This window comes from Actinomadura decatromicini (assembly GCF_008121305.1).
Classification (GTDB): Bacteria; Actinomycetota; Actinomycetes; order Streptosporangiales; family Streptosporangiaceae; genus Spirillospora; species Spirillospora syzygii.
The window spans coordinates 334,124-356,279 of sequence record NZ_VSRQ01000002.1; the positions used below are offsets into that span (position 1 = coordinate 334,124).

Consider the following 22,156-nt stretch of genomic DNA (forward strand, 5'->3'; position numbering starts at 1 on the left):
CTCTCGGACGACGCAAAGCCTGACGAGGCACAGCCTGACGACGCACAGCCGTATCCCAGTTGATGAGGTCGCGTGAGTAACCGAAGCCGATACGGACCGGAGTACGGAGACGAGCCTGGCCGGCGGGGCGCCCCCCGTACCGGCGGTTCGGGCGCCCCCGCCGGTACGCCGCGCGGCGGGTCGTCCGGCACGCCGGGCCGCGGCCCGCGCACCGGCGGCGGCAGACCGGGCGGACGGGGCGGCGGCCCCGCGCGGGTCGGCGGCGGTCGCAGACGCGGCGCGCCCGCGCCGATGCGCTCCGGCCCGGCCGGACGTCCCCCCGTTCCGGGCGGCCCGGGCGGTCCCGGCGGCCCGGGAGGCGGCGGATACGGACGTCCCGGCGGCGGCCAGGGCGGGCCAGGCGGCCCGGGCGGACCTGGCGGGCCCGGTGGTCCGGGCGGTCCGGGAGGCGGCGGCGGACGCGGCGGCGACGACGGCTTCTGGGGCGACGACAGCGGCGGCGGCCGCGGCCTGAGCGGTCTGCGCGGCCGGGGAGGCCGCCGCGCGAAGCCGACGGACGGCCAGGAGAAGAAGGCGGGCTGGCGGCGGTACGTCCCGTCCTGGAAGATCGTGGTCGCGGTCGTCGCGGTGACGATCCTCGGACTGGCGGCGCTCGTCATCGTCGCCTACCAGAACACCCCGATGCCGACGGAGGCGCAGCAGGCCGCCACCCGCCAGGAGTCGGTGATCACCTACAAGGACGGCTCCACGCTCGCCCGGATCGGCACGCACCGCGAGGAGATCCCGCTCGACAAGGTGCCGAAGCACGTCCAGAACGCGGTGCTCGCCGCCGAGGACCGCAACTTCTGGCACGAGCCGGGCATCTCGCCGACGGGCATCGCCGGGGCGATGTTCCGGGCGGCGACGGGCGGCGAGGTCGCGGGCGCGTCCACGCTCACGCAGCAGCTCGCGCGCAACTACTGGGCGGGCCTCAGCCAGGAGCGCACCGTCAGCCGGAAGTTCAAGGAGATCCTCATCTCGGTCCGCATGGGCAAGGAGATGAAGAAGGAGAAGATCCTCGAGCTGTACCTGAACACGGTGTCGTTCGGCCGCGGCTCGTACGGCATCCAGGCGGCGTCCCGCGCCTACTTCCACAAGCCGGTCGACAAGATCAACGAGTCCGAGGCGGCGATGCTCGCCGCGATGATCCAGCGTCCGGAGTACTTCAAGACGTTCGGCCCGGAGTCCGACCCGGCGAAGGCGGCGCTGATCGCCCGCTGGAACTACGTCCTGAACGGGATGGTCGAGAAGAAGTGGCTCGACCCGGGCAAGCGCGCGGCGGCGAAGTTCCCGCAGACCCAGAAGCGGTGGAGCGACGCCCCGAACGACCCGAACGCCGGCTACCTCCAGGACCGCGTCCTCCGCGAGCTGGAGCAGCTCGGCATCGACAAGCCCGCGCTGGAGACCGGCGGCCTGCGGATCACGACGACGTTCGACAAGGGCCTGCAGGACTACACGAACAAGGCCGTCGCGCAGATCAAGAGGCAGAACGGGCTCGGCAAGGACATCCAGTTCGGGCTCGCGTCCATCGACCCGAAGACGGGCGGCGTGGTCGCCGCCTACGGCGGTCCGAACTACGCCGTGCAGCAGTTCGACAACTCGTTCCAGGGCAAGGTGCAGCCGGGGTCGTCGTTCAAGCCGATCGTGCTCGCGACGGCGCTCGACCAGGGCGTCAGCCTGAAGACGACGATGGACGGCGGCTACAAGCGGACGATCAACGGCGCGACGTTCACCAACGACAGCCGGTCGGAGAACGGCGTCTACAACCTCAAGCAGATGACGGCGATGTCGATCAACACGGCGTACGTGGAGCTGGGGCAGAAGGTCCAGCTGACGAACGTCATCGACATGGCCAAGAAGATGGGGATCCCGAAGGACACCCAGGGACTCAACCCGACCTACACCTCCCTCCCGCTCGGCGTCATCGACACGACGCCGGTGACGATGGCGTCGGTGTACTCGACGTTCGCCGCGAACGGCGAGCACCGCGCCGCGCACGTCATCGCGAAGATCACCGACGCCCGGGGCCACCCCGTCAAGAACAGGCTCGGCAAGTCGCTCGAGAAGCTCCCGTGGCAGAAGGCCGACCGGGCGTTCCCCGAGGGGGTCGCGCGGGACGCCACGTCCGCGATGCAGGCGGTCGTCACGTCCGGTACCGGTAAGCGCGCGAGCCTCGGCGCCCGTCCGGTCGCGGGCAAGACCGGTACCACGGACGAGAACAAGTCCGCGTGGTTCGTCGGCTACACCCCGGAGCTCGCGACGTCGGCGGCGATGTGGCGGCAGGTCAAGAACAAGCGCGAGTCGCTGGTGGGCGTCGGGAACTACAGCCAGGTCTACGGTGGTACCGTCCCCGCCGACCTGTTCAAGGTGTTCATGACGAAGGCGCTGGAGGGCCGGGAGATCACCCCGTTCCAGCCGCCGGTGAACGGCGGGCAGATCGCCCCGTGGGCGAAGCCGCTGCCGACGCCGACCACGTCGACGACGCCGAGCCCGACGGTGACGCCGAAGTGCCGTCCGGGTCAGCCGAACCCGCCGCAGGGCTGCGAGCCGCAGACCCCGGACCCGACCGGGACGCCGACCGTCCCCGGCTCGGACGTGCCGTGCGACCGGCTCGGCCTGCCTCCCAACTGCAATCCCAACATTCCGCCGGACGGCGACAAGTCCTGGTGGTGCGCGCAACCCGAGCACCGGGACGACCCCGCCTGCCGCAAGGAGGACCCGCCGAACCCGAACGGCAACTGACGACGACGGTCGCGCCAGGACGGCCCGGAGCCCGCGACGGCTCCGGGCCGTCCTCGCGTCCAGGGGCGGGGCCGTCCTCGCGTCCAGGGACCGGGCCGTGTCCGGGAGTCGTGACGACCACGTGATGACCAATAGTCTTGCTGTCCATGTCGTCGTCTTCTGAGAGGGTCGGGATGGCCGCCGCCGACACGGGCAGCGACATGCCGGACGAGCCCGGCCGGCTCGCCCGCCTCGCGCCGGTGCTGACCGGCGTCACCGTGCTGACCGGCCTGCTCGGCTGGCTGCAGAAGCAGCCGTGCGCGTCCGCGCGGTTCGACTTCATCAAGACGACGACGAACGCCTGCTACACCGACGTCTACCCGCTGTACTACGTGCGCGGGCTGAACGACGGCAAGGTGCCCTACTTCGACTCGTTCGTCGGCTCCGACATCCACCATGTCGAGTACCCGGTGCTGAGCGGCGGGTTCATGCAGGTCGCCGCGTTGCTGGCCCGCCCGTTCGGCGTGGACGGGCGCGGGATGGCGTTCTACAACATCACCGTCCTGCTGCTGGCCGTCCTCGCGGTCGTCGCCGTCCTCGCCACCGCCTACGTCGCCGGGCGCCGCTCGCTGCGGACCGGGCTGATGGTCGCGCTGTCCCCCGCCCTGCTGCTCACGGCGTACATCAACTGGGACCTGCTCGCGGTGGCGCTGTCCGTGCTGGCCGTGGCCGCGTGGTCGGCGCGCCGCCCGGCCCTCGCCGGGACGCTGCTCGGCCTCGCGATCGCCGCGAAGTTCTACCCGCTGCTGTTCCTCGGACCGCTCGTCCTGCTGTGCGTCCGCGCCGGTCAGTGGCGCCCCATGGGACGGATGCTCGCCGGTGCCGCCGCCGGGTGGCTGGCCGTGAACCTGCCCGTCATGATCTTCGCGTGGGACGGCTGGAAGGAGTTCTACACCTTCAGCCAGAAACGCGGCGTCGACTGGGGCTCGATCTTCTTCTACCTCCAGTCGCACGGGCTGGACGGCGTCACGTCCGACACCGACCGGCTCAACCTGCTCGGCACCGGGACGTTCCTCGTCCTCGCCCTCGGCATCGCGGTGCTCGCGTTCGCCGCCCCGCGCCGGCCGCGCCTGCCGCAGCTGATGTTCCTCGTGCTGGTCGCGTTCATGCTGCCGAACAAGGTCTGGTCGCCGCAGTACGTGCTGTGGCTGCTGCCGCTCGCGGTGCTGGCGCGCCCGAAGCTGCCCGCGTTCGTCGTCTGGCAGCTCGGGGAGATCGCCTACTTCTTCGGGATCTGGTGGTTCCTGCTGTCGGTGTCGGCGCAGACGCCCGGCGCCGACCTCTCCGGCACGCTCTCGGCGGTGCTGAGCTTCGACGCCCCGGCGGGCGGGATCAGCCAGGACGTCTACCACCTGGCGCTGCTCGCCCGGTTCGTGACCGTCCTCGCGCTGGCGGCGCTGGTCGTGCTGGACGTGCTGCGCCCGTCCGGCGACCTCGTCCGGTCGGACGGCTCGGACGACCCGGCGGGCGGCGTCCTCGACGGCGCCCCGGACGTGTTCTCACTGGGACGCCGGCGCGGCGCGCATCACGCCCGCGTCCCCGTGACTCCTTGACCGTGCCGCTAGCCGCGCGGGCTGTGCGGGCTGCGCGGGCGCAGCGCCTCGGTGAACCACTCGAACGCGGGCGCCAGCGTCGGCGGGACGGGCCAGCCGTTGATCGTGGCGAGGAGCTGCCAGTACCGCTCCGTGCGCCGGTCGTTGCCCGCCTCCAATCGCGCGAGCAGGCCGCGCCGGAACTCGGCGCCGTCCTCCTGGCCGGACGCGGCGGCGAAGGCTCCGGCCAACTCGTCCACGATGGGGCGGGCCGCGTCCGAGTCGGGCGCGATCCCGTCCGCGATGGCGGCGTTCGCCTTCTCCCCGGTCAGCTCGGCGAGACGCTGCGGGTTCTCCGGGACGGCGCCGTTCGCGACGTCCTCCGCCTGGAACTCCGCCATCCGCCTGACCGCCGTGCGGAAGCCGGGGTCGCCGACCAGCTCGGCCAGCTCGACCCAGGCGTCCACCTGCGCGGGCTCCGGGTCGTCGGGCAGTTCCGGCAGCGCGGCCCGCATCTTCGCCGCGAAGTCGGGGTTCAGGTCGAGTCCGGCGAACGCCTCGTCGACGAAGTCGGTGATGATCCGGCGCCGCTCCTCGTCGGACAGCCGGGCGAGCTTGTGCATGAGTTCGACCTCCTCTGGACTGGATCCACGTTTCGCCACCGCGCGCAGCACGGCCCGGCGGAGCCGGAGCGTGCGGATCTGCACGTCCAGCGCCTCCGCGTGCGCCGCCGCGACCTCCGGCACGCCGACCTCCCGATCCAGCACCCGCCGGATCGTGCCGAGGTCGACGCCGAGGTCGCGGAGCGTCCGCACCAGGTCGAGACGCGCCGCGGCCGCGGCGTCGTACAGCCGGTAACCGGCCTCGGTACGACCGGACGGCGGCAGCACACCCGCGTCGGAGTAGAACCGGATCGTCCGCACCGGGAGGCCGGTGCGGCGGGCCAGTTCGCCGATCGTGTAGAGGGCGCCGTCGTCCATGCGGTCCACTTTCAGGGCTCCAGTCAGTGGAGACTCAACCGGATAATCATCGAGGAGTTCGCGGTGTCGAGAAGCGTCGACCTTCCGGACGGGTGGGAACCGGCGGTCCGCGCGGCGGTCGCCCAGGCCAGGCCGGATCTCGCGGGAGGTCCGCTGCGTCCGCTGGGCGCCGGTTTCGAGAGCGTCGCCCTTCTCCTTGAGGCGGGCGCGGGCGCGTATGTGCTCCGGTTCCCGCGCAACGAGGACGGCGCCGAGGGAATCGCCTGCGAGACCAGGCTGCTCCCCGAACTGGCCGAATGGCTGGACCTGCCCATTCCCCGGTTCGCCTTCACCGCCCCGAACCCGCTCGGGCCCGGGACGTTCTGCTGCTATCCGGTCGTGCCAGGCGAGTCGCTGTCCGAGGACGAATGGCACGCGCGCGGCCTCCTGGACGAGCCGGATCCCGTCCGCCAGATCGCGGAAGCGATCGAGGCGATCCATTCCTTTCCGGTGGAGCGTGCCCGGCAACTCGGCGTCCCGGAGGTGGACCTCCGCTCGGAATTCGCCGGAGACCTTGAGCTGGTGCGCGCCCACGTGGCGCCTCTGCTGCCGTCCGCGCAGGCCAGCACGCTGCTGTCCGCCTACGAGGACTACCTGGCCGAGGACGCCAATTTCGATGCCCCTCCCACGCTGACCCACGCCGACATCAGCCTGGACCATTTCCTCATTACCGGGACGCGCGTCACCGGCCTGATCGATTTCGGCGACGTGTGCATCGGCGATCCCGACTACGACCTGTGCTACCTGTGGCCGGAGACGAACCGCGAATTCGTCCGGCGGTTGCAGGAGCATCGCGGACGTCCGCTCGACTCGCGCCTGGAGGCCAAACTGCGCTTCTGGGCACTGGCCGACCCGGCGACGGACGTCCTGCACGGAATAGAGAACGATTTGCCGGACGTCCGCGACGAGGGCCTCCGCCTGCTCGGCACGCTTCTCGCGTGAAACACGATCGTGCACGGCGCTGGGCAGGCCGTGCACGATCGTGGGTCCGGAGTGTCAGCCGGCGCCGCGGGCGGGGTCGGCGACGGTCGGCTCCGTGCCCTCGCGGCGGGCGCGGCGCGCGTCCTGGACGAACTCGCGGGAGAACATCGCGGACAGTGTCGCGATCCCGCCCCGGTGGACGCGGATCTCGCCGTGCCTGATCTCGCCGGTGATCCGGACGCGGCGTCCCGCGCCGTTCTCGCCCGTCCAGTCCTTGACCCGGCCGCGGCCGGGGTAGCTCAGGTCCCAGTGGTCGATGTCGGCGTCCTGCGGGACGAGCAGCTTGACCATCGAGTGGTCGAGGTCGACCTCGACCTCGATGTCACCGTCCGGGATCCGCGGCGAGCGCAGGTCGAGGACGACCATGCCGCGGCGGGCGCGGACCTCGACGCGGCGTCCGGTGGTCCAGTGGCCGAGCTTCTTGATCGTCCGGTAGTGGGCGTGGACGCGGGCGACGTCGTCGGTCGTCGGGGTGGTCGTCGTGGTGGTGGTCTGCGTGGCGTTCATCTCGGTGTTCCTCTCGGAATCGGGCAACTGCCTCGCTCGGAGAGTCGCTCTCTCTGTGAGCTTCTCTGTTAACGAGAGATTAGGCAATGGCGTGCCCCACTGTCAAGCGCGGATGTGATGTCTCTGTATCGCCGCAGGTCAGGGCGCTAATGACAGAAAACTGCCTGGCCGCCGCGGCCACGAACGGCCGTCCCGCGTCCAGACGTCCAGCCGGAATCTGCCCGCTCAAGGGATAGCCCGGGCGATGGCGGGGGAGGATCGCGCCCGGCGGCACGGGCGAACGCCCCGGCCCGCGGAACGGACGCCAGAGCTACCGGGAGAGGACGTGGACGCGAACCAAGCACTGACCGAGCTGCTCGCGGGACGCGTGAAGCCGGGCGTCTACCAGTGGCGGACGCCCCCGGTGCCGGGCGCGATCGGCGACACCGCCTGGACCGAGCGGGCCGAGGACGCGGGCTGGCGCGGCTTCCACCTCGACGGGCGCCGCGCCCGCGACGCGGAATCGTTCCTGCGGCTGTGCGCGGACGCCTTCGAACTCCCCCCGGAGGAGGCCCCGGACGGCTGGGACGCACTCGGCGCCACCCTCGCCGACATGTCCTGGACGCCGACGAAGCACGGCTATGTCGTCCTGTACGAGTCGTGGTCCGAACTGGCGGACGCCGACCAGCACGCCTTCCGGAAGGTGCTCGACGTGTTCGCGCGGGCCGTCCGGGTGTGGCGCGACTCGTCCACCCCGATGGTCGTGCTCATATCCAGCGTCGGCGTAGAAGCGGCGGGCGTCCCCCGCCTCGCGTAAGAACGCGGGAGCGGTGCGTGAGGAGCGGCCTCGCGCGCGAAGCCGACGCGATGACAAGGGCGTGGACCGGAGGAAGACCCGGATGGGAACCCGGCGGCGGGTCTCCCCGCGCCCCCGCCGCGGGTTCCGGTCGACGCCGTGCGGCGTACGCCGCTAGTACGTGGTCGGCTGTGAGGCGAACCAGGCCACACCGAGGATGTACAGCACCCAGAAGATGATCCAGCCCGCGGAGACGAGGTAGCCCAGGATGAGCCCGGTGACGGCCATGCCGTGGCCGCCCTCACCGGTCCGCTTCATCTGGCTCTGCGCGACGTGCCCGAAGATGATCGCGAGGATGGACGTCAGACCGCAGGCGAAGAAGCCGATGAGCCCGCACACCAGCGACGCCGTCGCCATGCCGTTGGTCGGACGCACGACCGGAACCGGCGACGCTCCGTAGTAGTGGTGCTGCACGGGAGGGGGCTGCTGGGAGTAGTGCTGAGCGTACGGGTCCTGCGAGCCGTAGCCGTAGGGGTCGTACGGAGGCTGTGCCATGTGGTTCCCGATCGGTTCGCGCGCCCGCCGCCGGAGAATCGCGCGTGCGCTGAGGGGCTGAGTTCCGGATTATGCCAGTGTGACGCGCCCTTCGGCCTTTGTCGTCATGCTGGTCTTCGCGGGGTTAGATGTCGGGAGCGTCCGGCGGGTTCCTGCACTCGGAGGCGATCTGGCCCTCGCGCGTCAGAGTTTGGAACGAAGCCAGGAGATGTCCTCGGCCTGGCCGGTGGCCGGGGTCTCCACCACGACGGGCGCGCCCGCCGCCCGCACCACCGCGAGGATCAACTCCGGGTCGATCTTGCCGTTGCCCAGGTTGGCGTGCCGGTCGGCGCCCGAGCCGAAGTCGTCGCGGCTGTCGTTGCAGTGCACCAGGTCGATGCTGCCGGTGATGGCCTTGATCCGGTCGACGGCGTCGACGAGCGCCTCCCCCGCCGCGTGCGCGTGGCAGGTGTCGAGGCAGAAGCCGAGCTTGGACTCGAGCCCCGGGACGCCGGACAGCACGTCCCACAGCCGCGCGATCCGGTCGAACTTGCGCGCCATCGCGTTGCCGCCGCCGGCGGTGTTCTCGATGTAGACCGGAATCGGACACTCGACCCGCTCGAACACCTTGCGCCAGTTCTCGAAGCCCATCTCGGGGTCGTCGTCCTTGAGCACGTGCCCGCCGTGCACGATCAGCGCCTTGGCGCCGATGGACGCGGCCGCCTCCAACTGCTGCGTCAGGTTCTTCCGGCTCGGGATGCGGATCCGGTTGTTGGACGTCGCCACGTTGATCGTGTACGGAGCGTGCACGTACACGTCCACGCCGGAGCCCGCCAGCGCCTCGACGCCCTCCGGCAGGACGGGCTTCTTCCACCCCTGCGGATCGCCCAGGAAGAACTGGACGACGTCGGCGCCCACCGCGCGGGCGTTCTCGAGCGGGTCGGTCTGATCGACGTGGGCTCCGATGCGCATGCCCCGAGCCTATCCGCGCCCCCCGACAACCCACCCCGCCAAACCGACGACGGGGACGCGGGCCGTCAGATCGTGAAGCCGCCGTGGCTCAGTGCGAACGCGACGCCGAGGAACGAGGTGACCATGCCGATGACGTTCAGCCAGCGTTCGTTCGTCGTGGCGGAGATGAGTTGGGAGTACAGCGCGACGGGAAGGCCGATCACTCCCGCGATGGCGCCGGGGAGATGCGTCTGGGGGATCCAGCCCATGATGAGCGCGGCGATGCCGACCGTGACGGCGACCACGGCGAGGACGGCCTGGAGCCGGTGCGGCTCGACCTCCGTGCCGGTCGCCGGCCGCCGTTCCGCGCCCGTCGCGTGCCGCTCCGCGCCCGCTGCCTCCTGAGGCATCGGTACCCTCCTCGGGTCATGGCGCCCGCGCGTGAAAAGGGCATATGCCACGCACGGGACCGGACGGACCATGCCCTTAAAGGGGTTCCCAACGAGCCCGCTGATCAACCGGCGGGGGCGGGCGGAAAATGTCGGCGGGACGCGGTACGGTCGAACAAGGATTCGAACACCGGCTCGGTCCGGCCCTCCGAGGGGAAGCGGAGGGAGGAGGCAGGAGGTGCACCGTGGTGACGAAAGCGGAGTTGGGGCTCATCGGCGACGCGGAGCTCGTCGAGGAGCTGTCGCTGCTGACGACCCAGACCGCCCGCATGCGCGCCCGCATGGCCGACATCATGGCCGAACTCGAACGGCGGCGCTGCGCCCGCCCGGCCCGCCCCACCCGCCCGCGAGCCAACAGGTGAGCCCCCGTCCGCTGGGCTGGGGGTTCGTTCCGGCAAGCGGCTCGTCCATGGCCCATCGTTGGTAACCTGTATCGGTCTCGCGGCCGGCGCGCCCGGCGATCCGGGGTCCGGCGCCGCCGCGGGGGACGCAGTAAGCCCTCCTGTCACGGAGAGACCGTGACCGCATCAGTCCAGAGGAGGTAGGGACACAGCATGCGTCGTTACGAACTCATGGCCATTCTCGACCCCGCCATCGACGAGCGCACCGCCAACACCGCGCTCGACCCGTTCCTGAAGGTCGTCAAGGACGGCGGCGGCAGCGTGGAGAAGGTCGACGTCTGGGGCCGCCGGCGCCTGGCGTACGACATCCAGAAGAAGTCCGAAGGCATCTACGCGGTGATCGACCTTTCGGCCGAGCCTGCCACGGTCAAGGAGCTCGACCGGCAGCTCAACCTGAGCGAGTCGATCCTCCGTACCAAGGTCATCCGCCCCGAGGTCCACTGAGCCCGGCTCAGTCCTCACACCAGCCGGAGCGAGCCCCATGGCAGGCGACACCGTAATCACGATCGTCGGGAACCTCGTCGAGGACCCGAATCTCCGTTTCACCCCGAGCGGCCAGGCGGTCGCGTCCTTCCGCCTCGCCTCGACCCCGCGGTTCTTCGACCGCCAGGCGGGCGACTGGAAGGACGGCGAGGCCCTGTTCCTGACCTGCAACGTCTGGCGGCAGGCCGCCGAGAACGTGGCCGAGACCCTGCAGCGCGGCATGCGGGTGATCGTGCAGGGACGCCTCAAGCAGCGGTCGTACGAGACCCGCGAGGGTGAGAAGCGCACCGTCTTCGAGGTCGAGGTCGACGAGGTCGGCCCGTCGCTCCGCAACGCCACCGCCAAGGTCAACAAGACCCAGCGGCAGGGTGGCGGCGGCGGGTTCGGCGGCGGCGGCCAGGGCGGCGGCGGTGGCTTCGGCGGCGGCGGCCAAGGCGGCGGCGGTGGCGGTTTCGGAGGCGGCGGCCAGCAGGGCGGCGGCTTCGGAGGCGGCCAGCAGCAGGGCGGCGGCGCACCGGCCGACGACCCCTGGGCCACCAGCGGCGGTGGCGGCGGGGGCTTCTCCGACGACCCGCCCTTCTAACCGGGCGCCTCTGACCGGGCCTCGCGCCTCCGGCAGGGTTCCCGTGCTGGACGGTCCGTCCGTCGCGGGCGGTCCGTCGTTCCGGCGATGACCAGCAAGAAACGAGTACACGTCCATTCCCGCGTGAGCGGGGCTCTCCCAAAGGAGCACCACGATGGCGAAGCCACCTCCCCGCAAGCCGAAGAAGAAGGTTTGCGTTTTCTGCCAGGAGAAGATCTCCTACGTCGACTACAAGGACACCGGTCTGCTGCGGAAGTTCATCTCCGACCGCGGCAAGATCCGTGCCCGGCGGGTGACCGGCAACTGCACCCAGCACCAGCGGGACGTCGCCACGGCGATCAAGAACGCCCGCGAGATGGCGCTGCTGCCGTACACCAGCACCGCGCGCTGAGGCAGGAGGAACGATCATGAAGCTCATCCTGACCCAGCAGGTCTCCGGGCTCGGCGAGCCCGGCGACGTCATCGACGTCCGCGACGGCTACGGCCGCAACTACCTCGTCCCGCGCGGGTTCGCCATCCGGTGGACGCGCGGCGCCGAGCGCCAGATCGAGTCCATCAAGAAGGCGCGTTCGGCCCGCGAGATCGCGACCGTCGAGCACGCCAAGGAAGTCGCCGACCAGCTCAAGTCGCTGCGCGTGACGCTGCGCACCCGCGCCGGCAGCGGCGGCCGCCTGTTCGGCGCCGTGACCGCCGCCGACATCGCCACCGCGGTCCGCGACGCGCACGGTCCCGACCTGGACCGCCGCCGCATCGAGATCGGCAACCCGATCAAGACGGTCGGCACCCACCGGGTCAGCGTCCGGCTGCACTCCGACGTCAGCGCCTCGATCGACGTGAACGTCATCGAAGCCTGACCGGCACCACCACCGACCGGCCCCCGCCGCCCACCAGGGCGACGGGGGCCGCTCGCTTCCCACCAAGATTCTGCGGGCCGGTCGCTTCCCGCCGAGAGCCTGCGACTCGGTCGCTTTCCGCCCAGAATCTGCGGGCCGGTCGCTTCCCGCCCAGAATCTGCGGGTCGGTCGGTTTCCACCGAGAGCCTGCGGATCGGTCGCTTCCCGCCCAGAGCCTGCGGGAATGGCGCATTGCCGCCGGGCCGCGACCGGGAAGCGCGGGCCGGATGGGACGCGGCCTTCCACGGCGGCGAGGGCCGCCTGCTCCCACCGAAAACCTCTGGGAATGGCGCTGCTGCCGCGGGGCCGGGATGGGAAGCGGGGGCCGGATGGGGCACGGCCCTCCAGGGCGGCGGGGGCCGCTCGCTTCCCACCGAGAACCTGCCGAAAGGCGCGTTGCCGCCGGGCCGGGATGGGAAGTCGGGGCCGGATGGGACGCGGCCCTCAACGGCGACGAAGGTCGGCGCGGGCGGTGGGAGGGATGGAATTTCTTGGGCAAGGGTGGGGCATTGGCGGGCCACGCCGGGGTTTCAGGCTTGGGGTTTCATGTGAAACGTCCGCGAACCGCCCAGTGTTTCGGGGGGCGACAGACCGGTCATCACGTTCCGTGATCATGGAAGCGCGGAGCGAGGGGAGTGGCGGTGGTCGCCTGTTCGGGCAATTCCGCGGACAGCTGGCCGGTGACGCGCCGGTCGGTCATCGGGGGCGTGGTGGGCGCCGGGCTGCTGGAGGTGCTGTCCCTGGGGCTGCCCGTCCAGAACGCCGCCATGGCGGACGATCCTCCGATCTGGGGGTCCGCGGACGGCGACCGCTTCACGGCGGACGCCCCGCGCGTCTACACCCGCGCGCAGTGGAGGGCGCGTCCGGCACGGCGTCCGGCGAAGGTGCTGAACCGGCGGCCGGACCACATCGTCATCCACCACACGGCCACGGCGAATTCGAGGGACACCTCCCTCGCGCACGCGTTCGCGCTGTCGCGGTTCATCCAGTCGTTCCACATGAACAGGAACGGCTGGGACGACGCCGGGCAGCAGCTCACCATCAGCCGGGGCGGCATCGTGATGGAAGGCCGTAACCGCAGCTTGAGGGCTGTCCGGGCACGGGACCTCGCGGTCGGCGCGCAGGTGCTGCACCACAACTCGCACACCATCGGGATCGAGAACGAGGGCACGTACTCCAGCAGGGCCGTCCCGCGACGCCTGTGGCACTCGCTGGTGGAAGTGTGCGTGTGGCTCTGCCGCGCGTACGACCTGGAACCGCGCAAGGCGATCGTCGGGCATCGCGACCTCAACAACACGGCCTGCCCGGGGGACGCCCTGTACGCGAAGTTGCCGGCGCTGCGCAGGTCCGTGTCGGCGCGTCTCGGCGGCTCGCCCGATCAGGAGCCGACGGACGAGTCTCAGCAGGGACCCGAGAACTCCACGGACGACTCCGGGTTCCCCGTCCTGCCGTCGATCGACGACCTGACCTGAGCCGCCGGGCATCAGGTCTCCGGGGTCGTGTAGCGGGTGCGGCGGCGGGCGATCTCCGGGTCGATGCCCTCGACCAGCGACCAGATGCCCGCCACCCGTTCCACCAGGGTCTCGGGAGGCAGCCCGGCCAGGCCCTCCGCCGCCAGGTCGTCGATCGCCTGTGTCAGCCGGGCCATCCGCTCGCCGTGTGTGGAACACATGTTCGAATAGTAGCGAGTGTGGCGGCCGGTGCGGGTGCGGTTCGCGGAAATTCGACGGAGAGCCGTCCCGAGCAGGCGCGGCTCTGCCGGCTGAACGCGCTGGTCAGCGGACGGCCCCGGTCACCAGCCAGCGGTCGCCGCGGGCGCGCAGGCCGAGAGTGATCATCCGGGTGAGCATCCACAGCCCGATCGCCGCCCAGAGTCCGGTGAGACCCGCGTCCGCCCGGTAGAGGACGATCGCCGCGGGCAGGAACACGGCCGTCGCGATCAGCGTCGTCAGGGCGAGGTAGGCGCCGTCCCCGGCCCCGATCAGGATCCCGTCGAGGACGAAGACCACCCCCGCCACCGGTTGCAGCAGCGCCACCACCAGCAGCGACGCGAGCAGCAGGTCGCGGACGCCGCCGTCCGAGGTGAACAGGTCGGGCAGCCACGGCCGGACGGCGACGATCACCAGTCCGAACACGACGCCGCAGCCGACGCCCCACGCCACCATCCGCCGCGTGACGGCCCGCGTCGCGCCGGTGTCGGACGCGCCCAGATACCGTCCGGTGATCGCCTGCCCCGCGATCGCGATGGCGTCGAGGGCGAAGGCGAGGAGCGTCCACACCTGGAATCCGACCTGGTAGGCGGCGATCTCCTGGTCGCCCATCCGCGCAGCGACGGACGTCCCGACGATGAGAACGACGCGCAGCGCGGCCGTCCGCACGAGGAGGCCGAAACCCGCCGTGGCGGACGTCCTCAACCCGTCCAGATCGGGCTGTACCTGAGCGCCGTGCCGCCGCGCCGCCCGCAGCACGACCACCACGTACACGGCGGCGCTGCCCGTCTGAGCGAGCACGGTGCCCCACGCCGACCCCGCGATCCCCCAGTCCAGGACGATCACGAACAGCACGTTGAGCAGCAGGTTCAGCGAGAATCCGCCGACCGACACGAGGAGGGGCGTGCGGGTGTCCTGGAGGCCGCGCAGCACGCCCGTCCCGGCGAGGACGATCAGCATCGACGGGATCCCGAACAGGCTCACCCGGAGGTAGGTTTCGGCGAACGGCGCGACGGCCGGGGACGCGCCGAAAGCGTCCACGATCAGCGGGATCAGCGGCCAGCCGACCACGATCAGCCCGACGCCGATGGCGAGCGCGAGCCACATGCCGTCGATCCCCTGCCGGACGGCGGCCCGCAGATCACCGGCGCCGACCTGCCGCGCGACCCCGGCGGTCGTCCCGTAGGCAAGGAATACGCACAGGTAGACCAGGGTGTTCAGGGCCTGTCCGGCGACTCCGAGCCCGCCGAGCGGCGCGGTGCCGAGGTGCCCGACGATCGCCGAGTCGGACAGCAGGAACAGGGGTTCGGCGACGAGCGCGCCGAAGGCGGGCACGGCGAGGCGGAGGATCTCGCGGTCGTGTGCGCGCGCGAGCGTTCGCCGAGGGGTCGTCACCGCGCCGAGGGTACCAGGCCGTAACTTTCGAAAAAACTTCAAGCCTTACATCGCCCTGGACGGCGAACTAATTTTCCCGCACAGCCGGTGGACGACGTCCATGCAGGTCAACGAGGTAGAGGTTGGAAATTCTCTCCGGCCGTCCACAGAGTTATCCACAAGTCGTGCACAACCGGAACGGCGTGTCTGCACAGGGACTCCACAGGCTCGTCCACAGGACGCGTTGCTCGCGACCGCGTGGGCTCGGGAGAATGTCAGACGCTTCGGATAGACGTGGGATGAACGGTCGGCGATGAGGCGGACGGGGCGCCGGCGACCGGTGATGAAGGGGGTGCGACGGTGAGCGTGGCCGAGATTGGACCGTCCGAACCCGAGTTCGAACGCACCCCGCCGCACGACATCTCGGCCGAGCAGGGCGTACTCGGCGGCATGCTCCTCTCCCAGGACGCCATCGCCGAGGTCGTCGAGATGCTCCGCACGCCCGACTTCTACCGTCCGGCGCACCAGATCGTCTACGACACCATCCTCAACCTCTACGGCCGCGGCGACCCCGCCGACGCGGTCACGGTCGCGGGCGAGCTGACCAAGAACGGCGAGATCGGACGCATCGGCGGTGCCCCCTACCTGCACACCCTCATCTCGCTGGTGCCGACCGCCGCCAACGCCGGGTACTACGCGAAGATCGTCCACGAGCGGGCGATCCTGCGGCGGCTGGTCGAGACCGGCACCCGCATCGTCCAGATGGGCTACGCCGCCGACGGGGCGGACGCCGACGAGGTGCTCGACCGCGCCCAGGCCGAGGTCTTCGCGATCGCGGAGAAACGCTCCGGCGAGGACTACATCTCCCTCAGCGAGATCATGCCCGGCGCCCTGGACGAGATCGAGGCGATCGGGAGCCGCGGCGGCCAGATGGTCGGCTGCCCCACCGGCTTCGCCGACCTCGACGCCCTCACCAACGGCCTCCACGCGGGCCAGATGATCGTGGTCGCCGCAAGGCCCGCCATGGGGAAGAGCACACTGGCGCTCGACTTCGCGCGGGCGGCGTCGATCAAGCATGGGCTGACGTCGGTGTTCTTCAGCCTGGAGATGGGCCGCAACGAGATCACGATGCGGCTGCTGTCCGCCGAGGCGCGGGTGGCGCTGCACGCGATGCGGTCCGGCACCATGCAGGACGAGGACTGGACGCGCCTCGCCCGCCGGATGAGCGAGGTCGCCGAGGCCCCCCTGTTCATCGACGACTCGCCCAACATGTCGATGATGGAGATCCGCGCCAAGTGCCGGAGGCTCAAGCAGCAGCACGACCTGCGCCTGGTCATCATCGACTATCTGCAGCTGATGTCGTCCGGGAAACGGGTCGAGAGCCGCCAGGTCGAGGTGTCGGAGTTCTCCCGTTCGCTGAAGCTCCTCGCGAAGGAGCTGGGCGTCCCGGTCATCGCGTTGTCGCAGCTCAACCGAGGCCCCGAACAGAGAACCGACAAAAAGCCCATGGTGTCCGACCTTCGTGAATCGGGCAGTATCGAGCAAGACGCGGACATGGTCATCCTTTTGCACCGCGAGGACGCCTATGAGAAGGAGTCGCCGCGGGCGGGGGAGGCCGACCTGATCGTGGCCAAGCACCGTAACGGGCCGACCGCCACCGTCACGGTCGCGTTCCAGGGGCATTACAGCCGTTTCGTCGACATGGCTCAGTAGGCGGGTGGGCATGGCGGCCGGTGAGGAGCGGCGGGCCCGGGTCGAGGACGTGCACGACCTGGCGCTCGGCATGCCCCACGTCACGGTCGAGCACGGCAAGGGCGGCAACCCGATCTACCAGGTCGGCGGCAAGTCGTTCGTGTTCTTCCGCACGGCCCGTCCTGACGCGTTCGACCCGGAGACGGGCGAGCGCTATACGGACGTGATCGTGTTCTGGGTGCCGTCCGAGTCCGACAAGCAGGCCATGGTCCAGGACGAGAGCTCGCCGTTCTTCACCACGCCCCATTTCAACGGGCATCCGTCGGTGCTGCTGCGCGGGGGCCAGGTCGGTGAGCTCACGTTGCGGGAGGTCAGGGAGGTCGTCCAGGACGCCTGGCTGTCGCGGGCGTCGCGGCGGCGCGCGGAGACCTGGCTTCGCGAGCACCCAGAGCCCTAGCTCGCGAGCACCCTGAGACCTGGCTTCGCGAGCATCCCGAGCCCTGGCTTCGCGAGCACCTGGCTTCGCGAGCACCCCGAGCCCTAGTCCCTGGGAATTCGTTCGAGCAGTTCGTGGAGCGCGCGAGCCTCGTGAAAATCGGGCACGCGGTGGCCGCCGTCGCGCAGGTCGGCGATCAGGTGCCGGTAAAGGCGCGCGACATTGGACGCCTGCGTCGGCAGCCCGGCGGAGTCGTGGGCGTCGAGCGCGACCGGCTCCCAGGCACCCGAGCGCGAGATGAAGAGATCGAGGCGTCCGATCTGGAGTTGGGCGGCCCACGGGTCCGTTTCGGGTGCGGATGTGAGGGCGAGGCTGCCGTCCGTCCCGGTGATCTCCAGCCGGGTGCGCGGCGGCCCGGATTCGGCGTCGTGCAGGTGGATCGACATGACGGCGCCGGAGCCGAGGCCCGCGATGGCGAGGAGCTGGTCGGGGGCGGTGACCTTGACGGGTTCGCCGGTTTCGGCGACGCGGTGGTCCGGGCTGCGCAGGGCGGTCCGCGCGGTGAGGTCGGTGATCGGGCCGAGCACGTGTTGCACCAGGTCGAGGGCGTGTCCGCCGAGCACGTCGAGGAGGCCGGCGCCGTTGGCGGCGTCGAAGGTGTAGGCCGACCGGGCGGGGACGTCGACGTCCGCGCCCCTGGCCCGCGCGCTGTAGAGCGTCGCGGACAGGACGTCGCCGATCGCGCCCTCGCCGAGCAGTTCGCGCATGCGGACGGCGGCGGGGGCGAAGCGCGCCTGGAGGCCGACCGCGGTGCGGACGCCGGCCGCGTCCGCGGCCGTGCTCAGGGCGCGGGCCTCGGCGGACGTGCGGGTCAGCGGCCACTCGCAGTACAACGTGCTTGCCCGCGTCCAGCGCGGCCGTGACGAGTTCGACGTGCGCGGGGACCTTGACGGTGACGACGACGAGGTCCACGTCGGGGTGCCGGGCGAGGTCGGCGGCGTCGGTGAAGGCGTGGCGGGCGCCGAACAGGTCGCGGGCGGCCCGCGCGGTCTCGGTCCGGGTGGTCGCGACCGCGGTGAGCGCCACGTCCGGAATGGAGTCGATCGCCGGTATGTGGGCGCGCGGCGCCCAGCCCTGGCCCGGACTGGCTCCCACGATGCCGACGTTGATCGGACGGGTCATCGACGTTCTCCTAACTGGGTCATGGTGTTCCGTTTATAGCATAACTGGAACATCATGACCCGGTTCGGCTAGCCTGGCGGGCATGACCGCGGTCGACGCCCTGCTCGCCCCTGGCGGCACGAAGCTGCGGGCCGACGCGCGCCGCAACGCGGAGCGCCTGGTGGCCGCCGCCCGCGCCGCCCTGGACGAAGAGGGCCTGGAGATCACCACGCGCGACGTCGCCCAGCGCGCCGGGGTCGGCCTCGGCACGCTCTACCGGCGCGTTCCGTCGCTGGACGCGCTGCTGTCCGCGATCCTCATCGACACGATCACCGAGATGACCGAGCTGGCCGTCCGGGCGCGCGCCGCCGACGACCCCTGGACCGCCTTCGTCGACTTCGCCGAGTCCTACGTGCGGCTGCGCGCGTCGAGCTGCGGCCTGCACGACGCCCTGTCCGGGGCGTGCGATCTAGACCTTGACCCGCATATCGATCGGCTTCGCCGGGAGGTGCGGCATCTGGTCGCGCGGGCGCAGGGCGCCGGGGCGATCCGCGGCGATCTCGACTGGAGCGATGTCCCGTTCGTGCTGGCCACGGCGATCCCGTCCGACCACACGATCGGGCTCAGCGCCAAGCCGGACCAATGGCGGCGCAACCTCGGCATCATCCTCGACGGTCTGCGTCCTTCGCCGGGCATGGGTTCCGAATAGGGGGCGAACGCGGCCAGCTCCTGACCGCGTTGGTTCGTACCGTGCCTGGACGACACGACCTACGAGGGGGGCTTCACGATGACGATCGTCGTCACCACTCCGACCGGACATGTCGGATCCCGGGTGGTCCGGCTGCTGTTGCAGGCCGGGCTCCGGCCGCGCGTGCTGGTCCGCGACCCGGCCCGGCTGGACGACGCGACCCGCGAACGTGTCGACGTCCGGCGCGGTGACCTGACCGACGCCGGGTTCGTCCGGGAGGCGACGTCCGGTGCGCGGACGGTCTTCTGGGTCGACCCCACTCCGCCCACGTCCGAGAACCCGATCGAGACCTCGGAGCGGACGGCGTCCGGGCTGATCGACGTCGCCGGGGCGGGGGAGGTCGGACGGGTCGTCCTGCTGAGCAGCGTCGGCGCGGAGCTGCGGCACGGGGCCGGGCACATCGACGCGCTGGCGCGGATCGAGGAGCGGCTCGACGCGACCGGCGCCGACACGCTTCACCTGCGCTGCGGCTACTTCTTCACGAACCTGCTGATGGACCTGGACGGCCTGGCCCGCGGCGTCCTGACCACGTCGTTCCGGCCGGACGCGCCCATGGCCTGGGTCGATCCGCGCGACATCGGGGACGTCGCCGCCGCGCGCCTGCTCAACGAGGCGTGGACGGGCCGCGTCGTGCAGGGCGTCCACGGGCCCGAGCATCTGAGCTTCGCGCAGGTCGCGGAGATCGTGTCCGACGCGGTCGGGCGGAAGATCCGGCTGGAGGTGGTCGGCGACGACGACGTCCGCGCGGCGCTGCGGTCGGCCGGGCTGCCGTCCGGCGCGGTGGAGGGCATCGTCGGGATGGCGGCCGGGACGCGCGACCTGGTCCCTGAGCAGCCGCGCGACGTCGTGACCACGACGCCGACCACGCTGGCGGCCTGGGCGTACGCCCATTTGCGGCCACTGCTCCGTACCTGACGGTATTAGAGTGCGGTGGTGCCCGATGTGCCGGAAGACCCGTCGACCCTGATCGGCGACGAAGACCGCGACAACGCCGTGCGGCGCGTTCAGGACGCGTACGCGGAAGGGCGCGTCTCGCACGAGGACATGACCGGGCGTCTCGACCGGGTGCTCTCCGCCAGAACGCGGGACGAGCTCGCGAAAGCGCTGACCTCGCTCCCGGCGGAAAAGGCGCCCGCGACGTCCACGATCGGCGCGTTCAACGGGCGGATCAAGCGGCGCGGCGCGTGGCGGGTGCCGCGGAACCTCAAGGTCGAGTCGGCGTTCGGACGGGTGCATCTGGACCTGTCCCGCGCGGTCATCGAGTATCCGGTGGTCGATATCGAGGTGCGGCTCGGCACCGGCCGCGCCACGATAACGGTTCCGCGCGACGCGGTCGTCGACATCGAGAACCTGCAGTCCTCGTGGAAGCCGACGCTTTACAAGGCCGCGCGGCGGGCCCGTCCCGGCGGCGCCGGGCCGACCATTCGCATTTCGGGGGCCATGGGCTTCGGCCGCTTGAAAATCCGCCACGCCCGCCGCTGAACGCGGAGCGCTTCGCGGCCCTTCCATGGACGGGCCGCCAGCCCGCACACTCTGGTCATGACGGTGCTGGAAACGGAACGGCTGGTCCTGCGTCCTTTGACCGGTGAAGATTTCGAGGATTACGCGGAGATGCTGGCCGATCCGGAGGTGGCCTCGGGATTGGCGGAAACCGTGAGCACCGGCGCGGCGGACGCCTGGCGCAGCCTCGCCACGTTCATCGGCCACCGCGAGATCCGGGGATATTCGCACTGGGCGCTGGTGGAGAAGGCGACGGGCGCTTTCGTGGGACGCGCCGGCCCGTGGCGGCCGCACGGTTTCCCGGGTCTCGGAGTGGGATGGTGCCTGTCCCGCCGCCATTGGGGAAAGGGCTACGCATCGGAGGCGGGCCGCGCGGCCGTCGCCTACTGTTTCGCCGAACTCGGGGCGGACGAGGTCATCTCCCTGATCCTGCCGGGCAACAGCCGTTCCATCGGCGTGGCCGAACGCATCGGCCACACGCACCTGCGCGACACCGAATACCGAGGGCAGCGCGTCCACATCTACGGACAGCGCGCGGAGGGGCAGCCGACTTAGGCGTCGGAGTCCACGCGGACGGGCCCGGGTGTCCGAATGCCTTTCAGCTAGACGGGGGACGGTGGACGATCGCCGTTCCGCCGTCCAGGTCGATTTTCCGGCACGGAGGCGCGCTGTCGTCTTCGTCGTCCCTCATCATGAGAGAGGAATTGCGCTGGTCCTGCTGGTGGCGGTGTGTGCCCTGGAAGAAGGCGTCCAGTTCGCCGACCGCTACCGCCGAGATGGGCCGGCCCCCGTCGTCCCGCCGCCAAGGCAGCCGGAACCGGCGGTGCGCCCATAGGCCCGCGCGGTCGAGAACGGCGAACGCGACCAGCCCGATCACGAGTCCGGGAATGGTCATGAAGACGATGAGGGCCATGCCGCTCCAACGAACCCGCACGGCCCCGAGTTGCGCCACCCGCGCCGCAGGTCAGCGGTAGCCGCGCTTGAGCAGGTATTTCGCCCCCGCCGCGAAACCTTCGGGGCTGAGCATTTGAAACCCGAAGACGTCGGCGAGCCGGTCGGTGGTGTTGAAGGCGGCGCAGACCGCCAGCGCGTCCTTGACCTGCTGCGGCGTGACACCGGCGGCGAGCACCCGGCGCATCTCCTCGGCGCTGATATCCCCTTCCCGCGTCAGCTCACCCAGCATTCGCAGCGTCGCCCGCAGCGGCTCGGAAACAGGCGCCGTCTCCAGGTCGGCCAGAACCGCCGTGACGCGGGCTTCGTCCTGGTAGGCGCGTGTCGCGGTCGCGGTGTGCGCGCCGACGCAGAACGCGGACTCGTTCACCTTGGACACATAGGCCGCCATCAATTCCCGGTCGCCCACCGACCACTCGGACGGCCCGCGCATCGCCTGGTGCGTGAATTCCTTGGCCCGCGCCCCGTAGAAGTCGGGCCGGTAGAAGACGAGTTTGGCGGCGTCCGGCATCGGCCGCCCGGAGAACAGCCGGACGGCCGCGAACAGCACCTTGGTCCCGGGACGGTAGCCGTGGTTGAGGATGTCAAGTCGCATGACCCGGCCTCTCGGGGGGCGGTCGCTTCCGCCAGGGCGACCAACCCGGCGTCATACAGCCG

General features: G+C 70.9%; 26 protein-coding genes and 1 pseudogene. 16 read left to right on the forward strand and 11 right to left on the reverse strand.

What is annotated here, in order from left to right; translation table 11 throughout:
- The first annotated feature begins 72 nt into the window (after window positions 1-72).
- Window positions 73-2,781, forward strand: coding sequence for a transglycosylase domain-containing protein (locus FXF68_RS09135; RefSeq protein WP_281292181.1), 2,709 nt, complete (start codon window positions 73-75; stop codon window positions 2,779-2,781).
- A 146-nt stretch (window positions 2,782-2,927) separates the two neighbouring features.
- Window positions 2,928-4,373, forward strand: coding sequence for a glycosyltransferase family 87 protein (locus FXF68_RS09140; RefSeq protein ID WP_246178563.1), 1,446 nt, complete (start codon window positions 2,928-2,930; stop codon window positions 4,371-4,373).
- Window positions 4,374-4,381: 8 nt separating this feature from the next.
- On the opposite strand, the gene FXF68_RS09145 is transcribed toward FXF68_RS09140, so the two are convergent.
- Window positions 4,382-5,332 carry a helix-turn-helix domain-containing protein gene (locus FXF68_RS09145; protein WP_148758509.1) on the reverse strand — a complete coding sequence of 317 codons (951 nt, stop codon included), beginning with the start codon at window positions 5,330-5,332 and terminating at the stop codon, window positions 4,382-4,384.
- 63 nt (window positions 5,333-5,395) lie between these two features.
- Here FXF68_RS09145 and FXF68_RS09150 point away from each other — a divergent pair, with 63 nt between their 5' ends.
- Entirely contained in the window at window positions 5,396-6,313 is a 918-nt protein-coding gene (locus tag FXF68_RS09150; protein WP_187437824.1) for a phosphotransferase family protein, read from the forward strand.
- 54 nt (window positions 6,314-6,367) lie between these two features.
- On the opposite strand, the gene FXF68_RS09155 is transcribed toward FXF68_RS09150, so the two are convergent.
- Window positions 6,368-6,859: a hypothetical protein gene (locus FXF68_RS09155; RefSeq protein WP_148758511.1), complete on the reverse strand. Its 492-nt coding sequence runs from the start codon at window positions 6,857-6,859 to the stop codon at window positions 6,368-6,370.
- A 325-nt stretch (window positions 6,860-7,184) separates the two neighbouring features.
- Here FXF68_RS09155 and FXF68_RS09160 point away from each other — a divergent pair, with 325 nt between their 5' ends.
- On the forward strand, window positions 7,185-7,655 hold the full coding sequence (locus FXF68_RS09160; protein ID WP_187437825.1) for a barstar family protein: 471 nt from the start codon (window positions 7,185-7,187) through the stop codon (window positions 7,653-7,655).
- 153 nt (window positions 7,656-7,808) lie between these two features.
- Here the strand turns inward: FXF68_RS09160 and FXF68_RS09165 are convergent, their stop codons facing one another.
- From FXF68_RS09165 to FXF68_RS09175, 3 genes are all read right to left on the reverse strand, one after another.
- Window positions 7,809-8,189: a DUF4190 domain-containing protein gene (locus FXF68_RS09165; RefSeq protein WP_148350245.1), complete on the reverse strand. Its 381-nt coding sequence runs from the start codon at window positions 8,187-8,189 to the stop codon at window positions 7,809-7,811.
- Window positions 8,190-8,372: 183 nt separating this feature from the next.
- Window positions 8,373-9,140 carry a deoxyribonuclease IV gene (locus FXF68_RS09170; RefSeq protein WP_148758513.1) on the reverse strand — a complete coding sequence of 256 codons (768 nt, stop codon included), beginning with the start codon at window positions 9,138-9,140 and terminating at the stop codon, window positions 8,373-8,375.
- A 65-nt stretch (window positions 9,141-9,205) separates the two neighbouring features.
- Window positions 9,206-9,529, reverse strand: a complete 324-nt coding sequence (locus FXF68_RS09175; protein ID WP_148758514.1) for a hypothetical protein — start codon at window positions 9,527-9,529, stop codon at window positions 9,206-9,208.
- 224 nt (window positions 9,530-9,753) lie between these two features.
- On the opposite strand from FXF68_RS09175, the gene FXF68_RS42220 reads away from it, so the two are divergent.
- From FXF68_RS42220 to FXF68_RS09200, 6 genes are all read left to right on the forward strand, one after another.
- Window positions 9,754-9,930, forward strand: coding sequence for a hypothetical protein (locus tag FXF68_RS42220; protein ID WP_187437913.1), 177 nt, complete (start codon window positions 9,754-9,756; stop codon window positions 9,928-9,930).
- A 192-nt stretch (window positions 9,931-10,122) separates the two neighbouring features.
- A complete protein-coding gene (rpsF, locus tag FXF68_RS09180; RefSeq protein WP_067905293.1) occupies window positions 10,123-10,413 on the forward strand; it encodes a 30S ribosomal protein S6 in 291 nt (96 codons plus the stop codon).
- A gap of 37 nt (window positions 10,414-10,450) precedes the next feature.
- On the forward strand, window positions 10,451-11,035 hold the full coding sequence (locus FXF68_RS09185) for a single-stranded DNA-binding protein (RefSeq protein WP_148758515.1): 585 nt from the start codon (window positions 10,451-10,453) through the stop codon (window positions 11,033-11,035).
- Between the two features lie 154 nt (window positions 11,036-11,189).
- The gene (gene rpsR / locus FXF68_RS09190; protein WP_019631633.1) at window positions 11,190-11,426 is read left to right on the forward strand and encodes a 30S ribosomal protein S18; all 237 of its coding nucleotides are present in this window, start codon (window positions 11,190-11,192) and stop codon (window positions 11,424-11,426) included.
- 16 nt (window positions 11,427-11,442) lie between these two features.
- On the forward strand, window positions 11,443-11,889 hold the full coding sequence (rplI, locus tag FXF68_RS09195) for a 50S ribosomal protein L9 (protein ID WP_148758516.1): 447 nt from the start codon (window positions 11,443-11,445) through the stop codon (window positions 11,887-11,889).
- A 680-nt stretch (window positions 11,890-12,569) separates the two neighbouring features.
- A complete protein-coding gene (locus FXF68_RS09200; RefSeq protein ID WP_425458590.1) occupies window positions 12,570-13,400 on the forward strand; it encodes a peptidoglycan recognition protein family protein in 831 nt (276 codons plus the stop codon).
- 11 nt (window positions 13,401-13,411) lie between these two features.
- Here the strand turns inward: FXF68_RS09200 and FXF68_RS09205 are convergent, their stop codons facing one another.
- Entirely contained in the window at window positions 13,412-13,600 is a 189-nt protein-coding gene (locus FXF68_RS09205; protein WP_052357975.1) for a hypothetical protein, read from the reverse strand.
- Window positions 13,601-13,703: 103 nt separating this feature from the next.
- Window positions 13,704-15,032, reverse strand: coding sequence for an MATE family efflux transporter (locus FXF68_RS09210; RefSeq protein ID WP_148758517.1), 1,329 nt, complete (start codon window positions 15,030-15,032; stop codon window positions 13,704-13,706).
- Between the two features lie 339 nt (window positions 15,033-15,371).
- On the opposite strand from FXF68_RS09210, the gene dnaB reads away from it, so the two are divergent.
- Together dnaB and FXF68_RS09220 are read left to right on the forward strand one after the other, a co-directional pair.
- On the forward strand, window positions 15,372-16,724 hold the full coding sequence (gene dnaB / locus FXF68_RS09215) for a replicative DNA helicase (protein WP_148758518.1): 1,353 nt from the start codon (window positions 15,372-15,374) through the stop codon (window positions 16,722-16,724).
- A gap of 10 nt (window positions 16,725-16,734) precedes the next feature.
- Complete coding sequence (locus tag FXF68_RS09220; RefSeq protein ID WP_148758519.1) at window positions 16,735-17,160, forward strand: MmcQ/YjbR family DNA-binding protein; 426 nt, start codon at window positions 16,735-16,737, stop codon at window positions 17,158-17,160.
- Window positions 17,161-17,243: 83 nt separating this feature from the next.
- Here the strand turns inward: FXF68_RS09220 and FXF68_RS09225 are convergent, their stop codons facing one another.
- Window positions 17,244-18,032 (reverse strand): Gfo/Idh/MocA family protein, encoded by a 789-nt coding sequence (locus tag FXF68_RS09225; protein WP_246178564.1) that lies wholly within the window; start codon window positions 18,030-18,032, stop codon window positions 17,244-17,246.
- A 55-nt stretch (window positions 18,033-18,087) separates the two neighbouring features.
- A pseudogene (locus FXF68_RS44625) lies at window positions 18,088-18,321 on the reverse strand (Gfo/Idh/MocA family oxidoreductase); the annotation flags it as partial.
- Window positions 18,322-18,403: 82 nt separating this feature from the next.
- Between FXF68_RS44625 and FXF68_RS09230 the strand changes: the two are divergent.
- From FXF68_RS09230 to FXF68_RS09245, 4 genes are all read left to right on the forward strand, one after another.
- On the forward strand, window positions 18,404-19,009 hold the full coding sequence (locus FXF68_RS09230; RefSeq protein WP_148758520.1) for a TetR/AcrR family transcriptional regulator: 606 nt from the start codon (window positions 18,404-18,406) through the stop codon (window positions 19,007-19,009).
- A 78-nt stretch (window positions 19,010-19,087) separates the two neighbouring features.
- Complete coding sequence (locus FXF68_RS09235) at window positions 19,088-19,963, forward strand: NmrA family NAD(P)-binding protein (protein WP_148758521.1); 876 nt, start codon at window positions 19,088-19,090, stop codon at window positions 19,961-19,963.
- Between the two features lie 18 nt (window positions 19,964-19,981).
- Window positions 19,982-20,530, forward strand: a complete 549-nt coding sequence (locus tag FXF68_RS09240) for a DUF1707 SHOCT-like domain-containing protein (protein WP_148758522.1) — start codon at window positions 19,982-19,984, stop codon at window positions 20,528-20,530.
- A gap of 57 nt (window positions 20,531-20,587) precedes the next feature.
- On the forward strand, window positions 20,588-21,103 hold the full coding sequence (locus tag FXF68_RS09245; RefSeq protein ID WP_148758523.1) for a GNAT family N-acetyltransferase: 516 nt from the start codon (window positions 20,588-20,590) through the stop codon (window positions 21,101-21,103).
- A 43-nt stretch (window positions 21,104-21,146) separates the two neighbouring features.
- Here FXF68_RS09245 and FXF68_RS09250 read toward each other — a convergent pair whose 3' ends face one another.
- Both FXF68_RS09250 and FXF68_RS09255 read right to left on the reverse strand, forming a co-directional pair.
- On the reverse strand, window positions 21,147-21,443 hold the full coding sequence (locus FXF68_RS09250) for a DUF6191 domain-containing protein (protein WP_187437826.1): 297 nt from the start codon (window positions 21,441-21,443) through the stop codon (window positions 21,147-21,149).
- Between the two features lie 69 nt (window positions 21,444-21,512).
- Window positions 21,513-22,094, reverse strand: coding sequence for a carboxymuconolactone decarboxylase family protein (locus FXF68_RS09255; RefSeq protein ID WP_148758525.1), 582 nt, complete (start codon window positions 22,092-22,094; stop codon window positions 21,513-21,515).
- Window positions 22,095-22,156 lie beyond the last annotated feature (62 nt).

Coding starts and splice junctions, on each gene's coding strand:
- FXF68_RS09140 (WP_246178563.1), top strand. CDS start 2,928: ATGTCGTCGTCTTCTGAGAGGGTCGGGATGGCCGCCGCCGACACGGGC.
- FXF68_RS09145 (WP_148758509.1), bottom strand. CDS start 5,332: ATGGACGACGGCGCCCTCTACACGATCGGCGAACTGGCCCGCCGCACC.
- FXF68_RS09155 (WP_148758511.1), bottom strand. CDS start 6,859: ATGAACGCCACGCAGACCACCACCACGACGACCACCCCGACGACCGAC.
- FXF68_RS09165 (WP_148350245.1), bottom strand. CDS start 8,189: ATGGCACAGCCTCCGTACGACCCCTACGGCTACGGCTCGCAGGACCCG.
- FXF68_RS09170 (WP_148758513.1), bottom strand. CDS start 9,140: ATGCGCATCGGAGCCCACGTCGATCAGACCGACCCGCTCGAGAACGCC.
- FXF68_RS09175 (WP_148758514.1), bottom strand. CDS start 9,529: ATGCCTCAGGAGGCAGCGGGCGCGGAGCGGCACGCGACGGGCGCGGAA.
- rpsF (WP_067905293.1), top strand. CDS start 10,123: ATGCGTCGTTACGAACTCATGGCCATTCTCGACCCCGCCATCGACGAG.
- FXF68_RS09185 (WP_148758515.1), top strand. CDS start 10,451: ATGGCAGGCGACACCGTAATCACGATCGTCGGGAACCTCGTCGAGGAC.
- rpsR (WP_019631633.1), top strand. CDS start 11,190: ATGGCGAAGCCACCTCCCCGCAAGCCGAAGAAGAAGGTTTGCGTTTTC.
- rplI (WP_148758516.1), top strand. CDS start 11,443: ATGAAGCTCATCCTGACCCAGCAGGTCTCCGGGCTCGGCGAGCCCGGC.
- FXF68_RS09205 (WP_052357975.1), bottom strand. CDS start 13,600: ATGTGTTCCACACACGGCGAGCGGATGGCCCGGCTGACACAGGCGATC.
- FXF68_RS09220 (WP_148758519.1), top strand. CDS start 16,735: ATGGCGGCCGGTGAGGAGCGGCGGGCCCGGGTCGAGGACGTGCACGAC.
- FXF68_RS09230 (WP_148758520.1), top strand. CDS start 18,404: ATGACCGCGGTCGACGCCCTGCTCGCCCCTGGCGGCACGAAGCTGCGG.
- FXF68_RS09235 (WP_148758521.1), top strand. CDS start 19,088: ATGACGATCGTCGTCACCACTCCGACCGGACATGTCGGATCCCGGGTG.
- FXF68_RS09245 (WP_148758523.1), top strand. CDS start 20,588: ATGACGGTGCTGGAAACGGAACGGCTGGTCCTGCGTCCTTTGACCGGT.
- FXF68_RS09250 (WP_187437826.1), bottom strand. CDS start 21,443: ATGACCATTCCCGGACTCGTGATCGGGCTGGTCGCGTTCGCCGTTCTC.
- FXF68_RS09255 (WP_148758525.1), bottom strand. CDS start 22,094: ATGCGACTTGACATCCTCAACCACGGCTACCGTCCCGGGACCAAGGTG.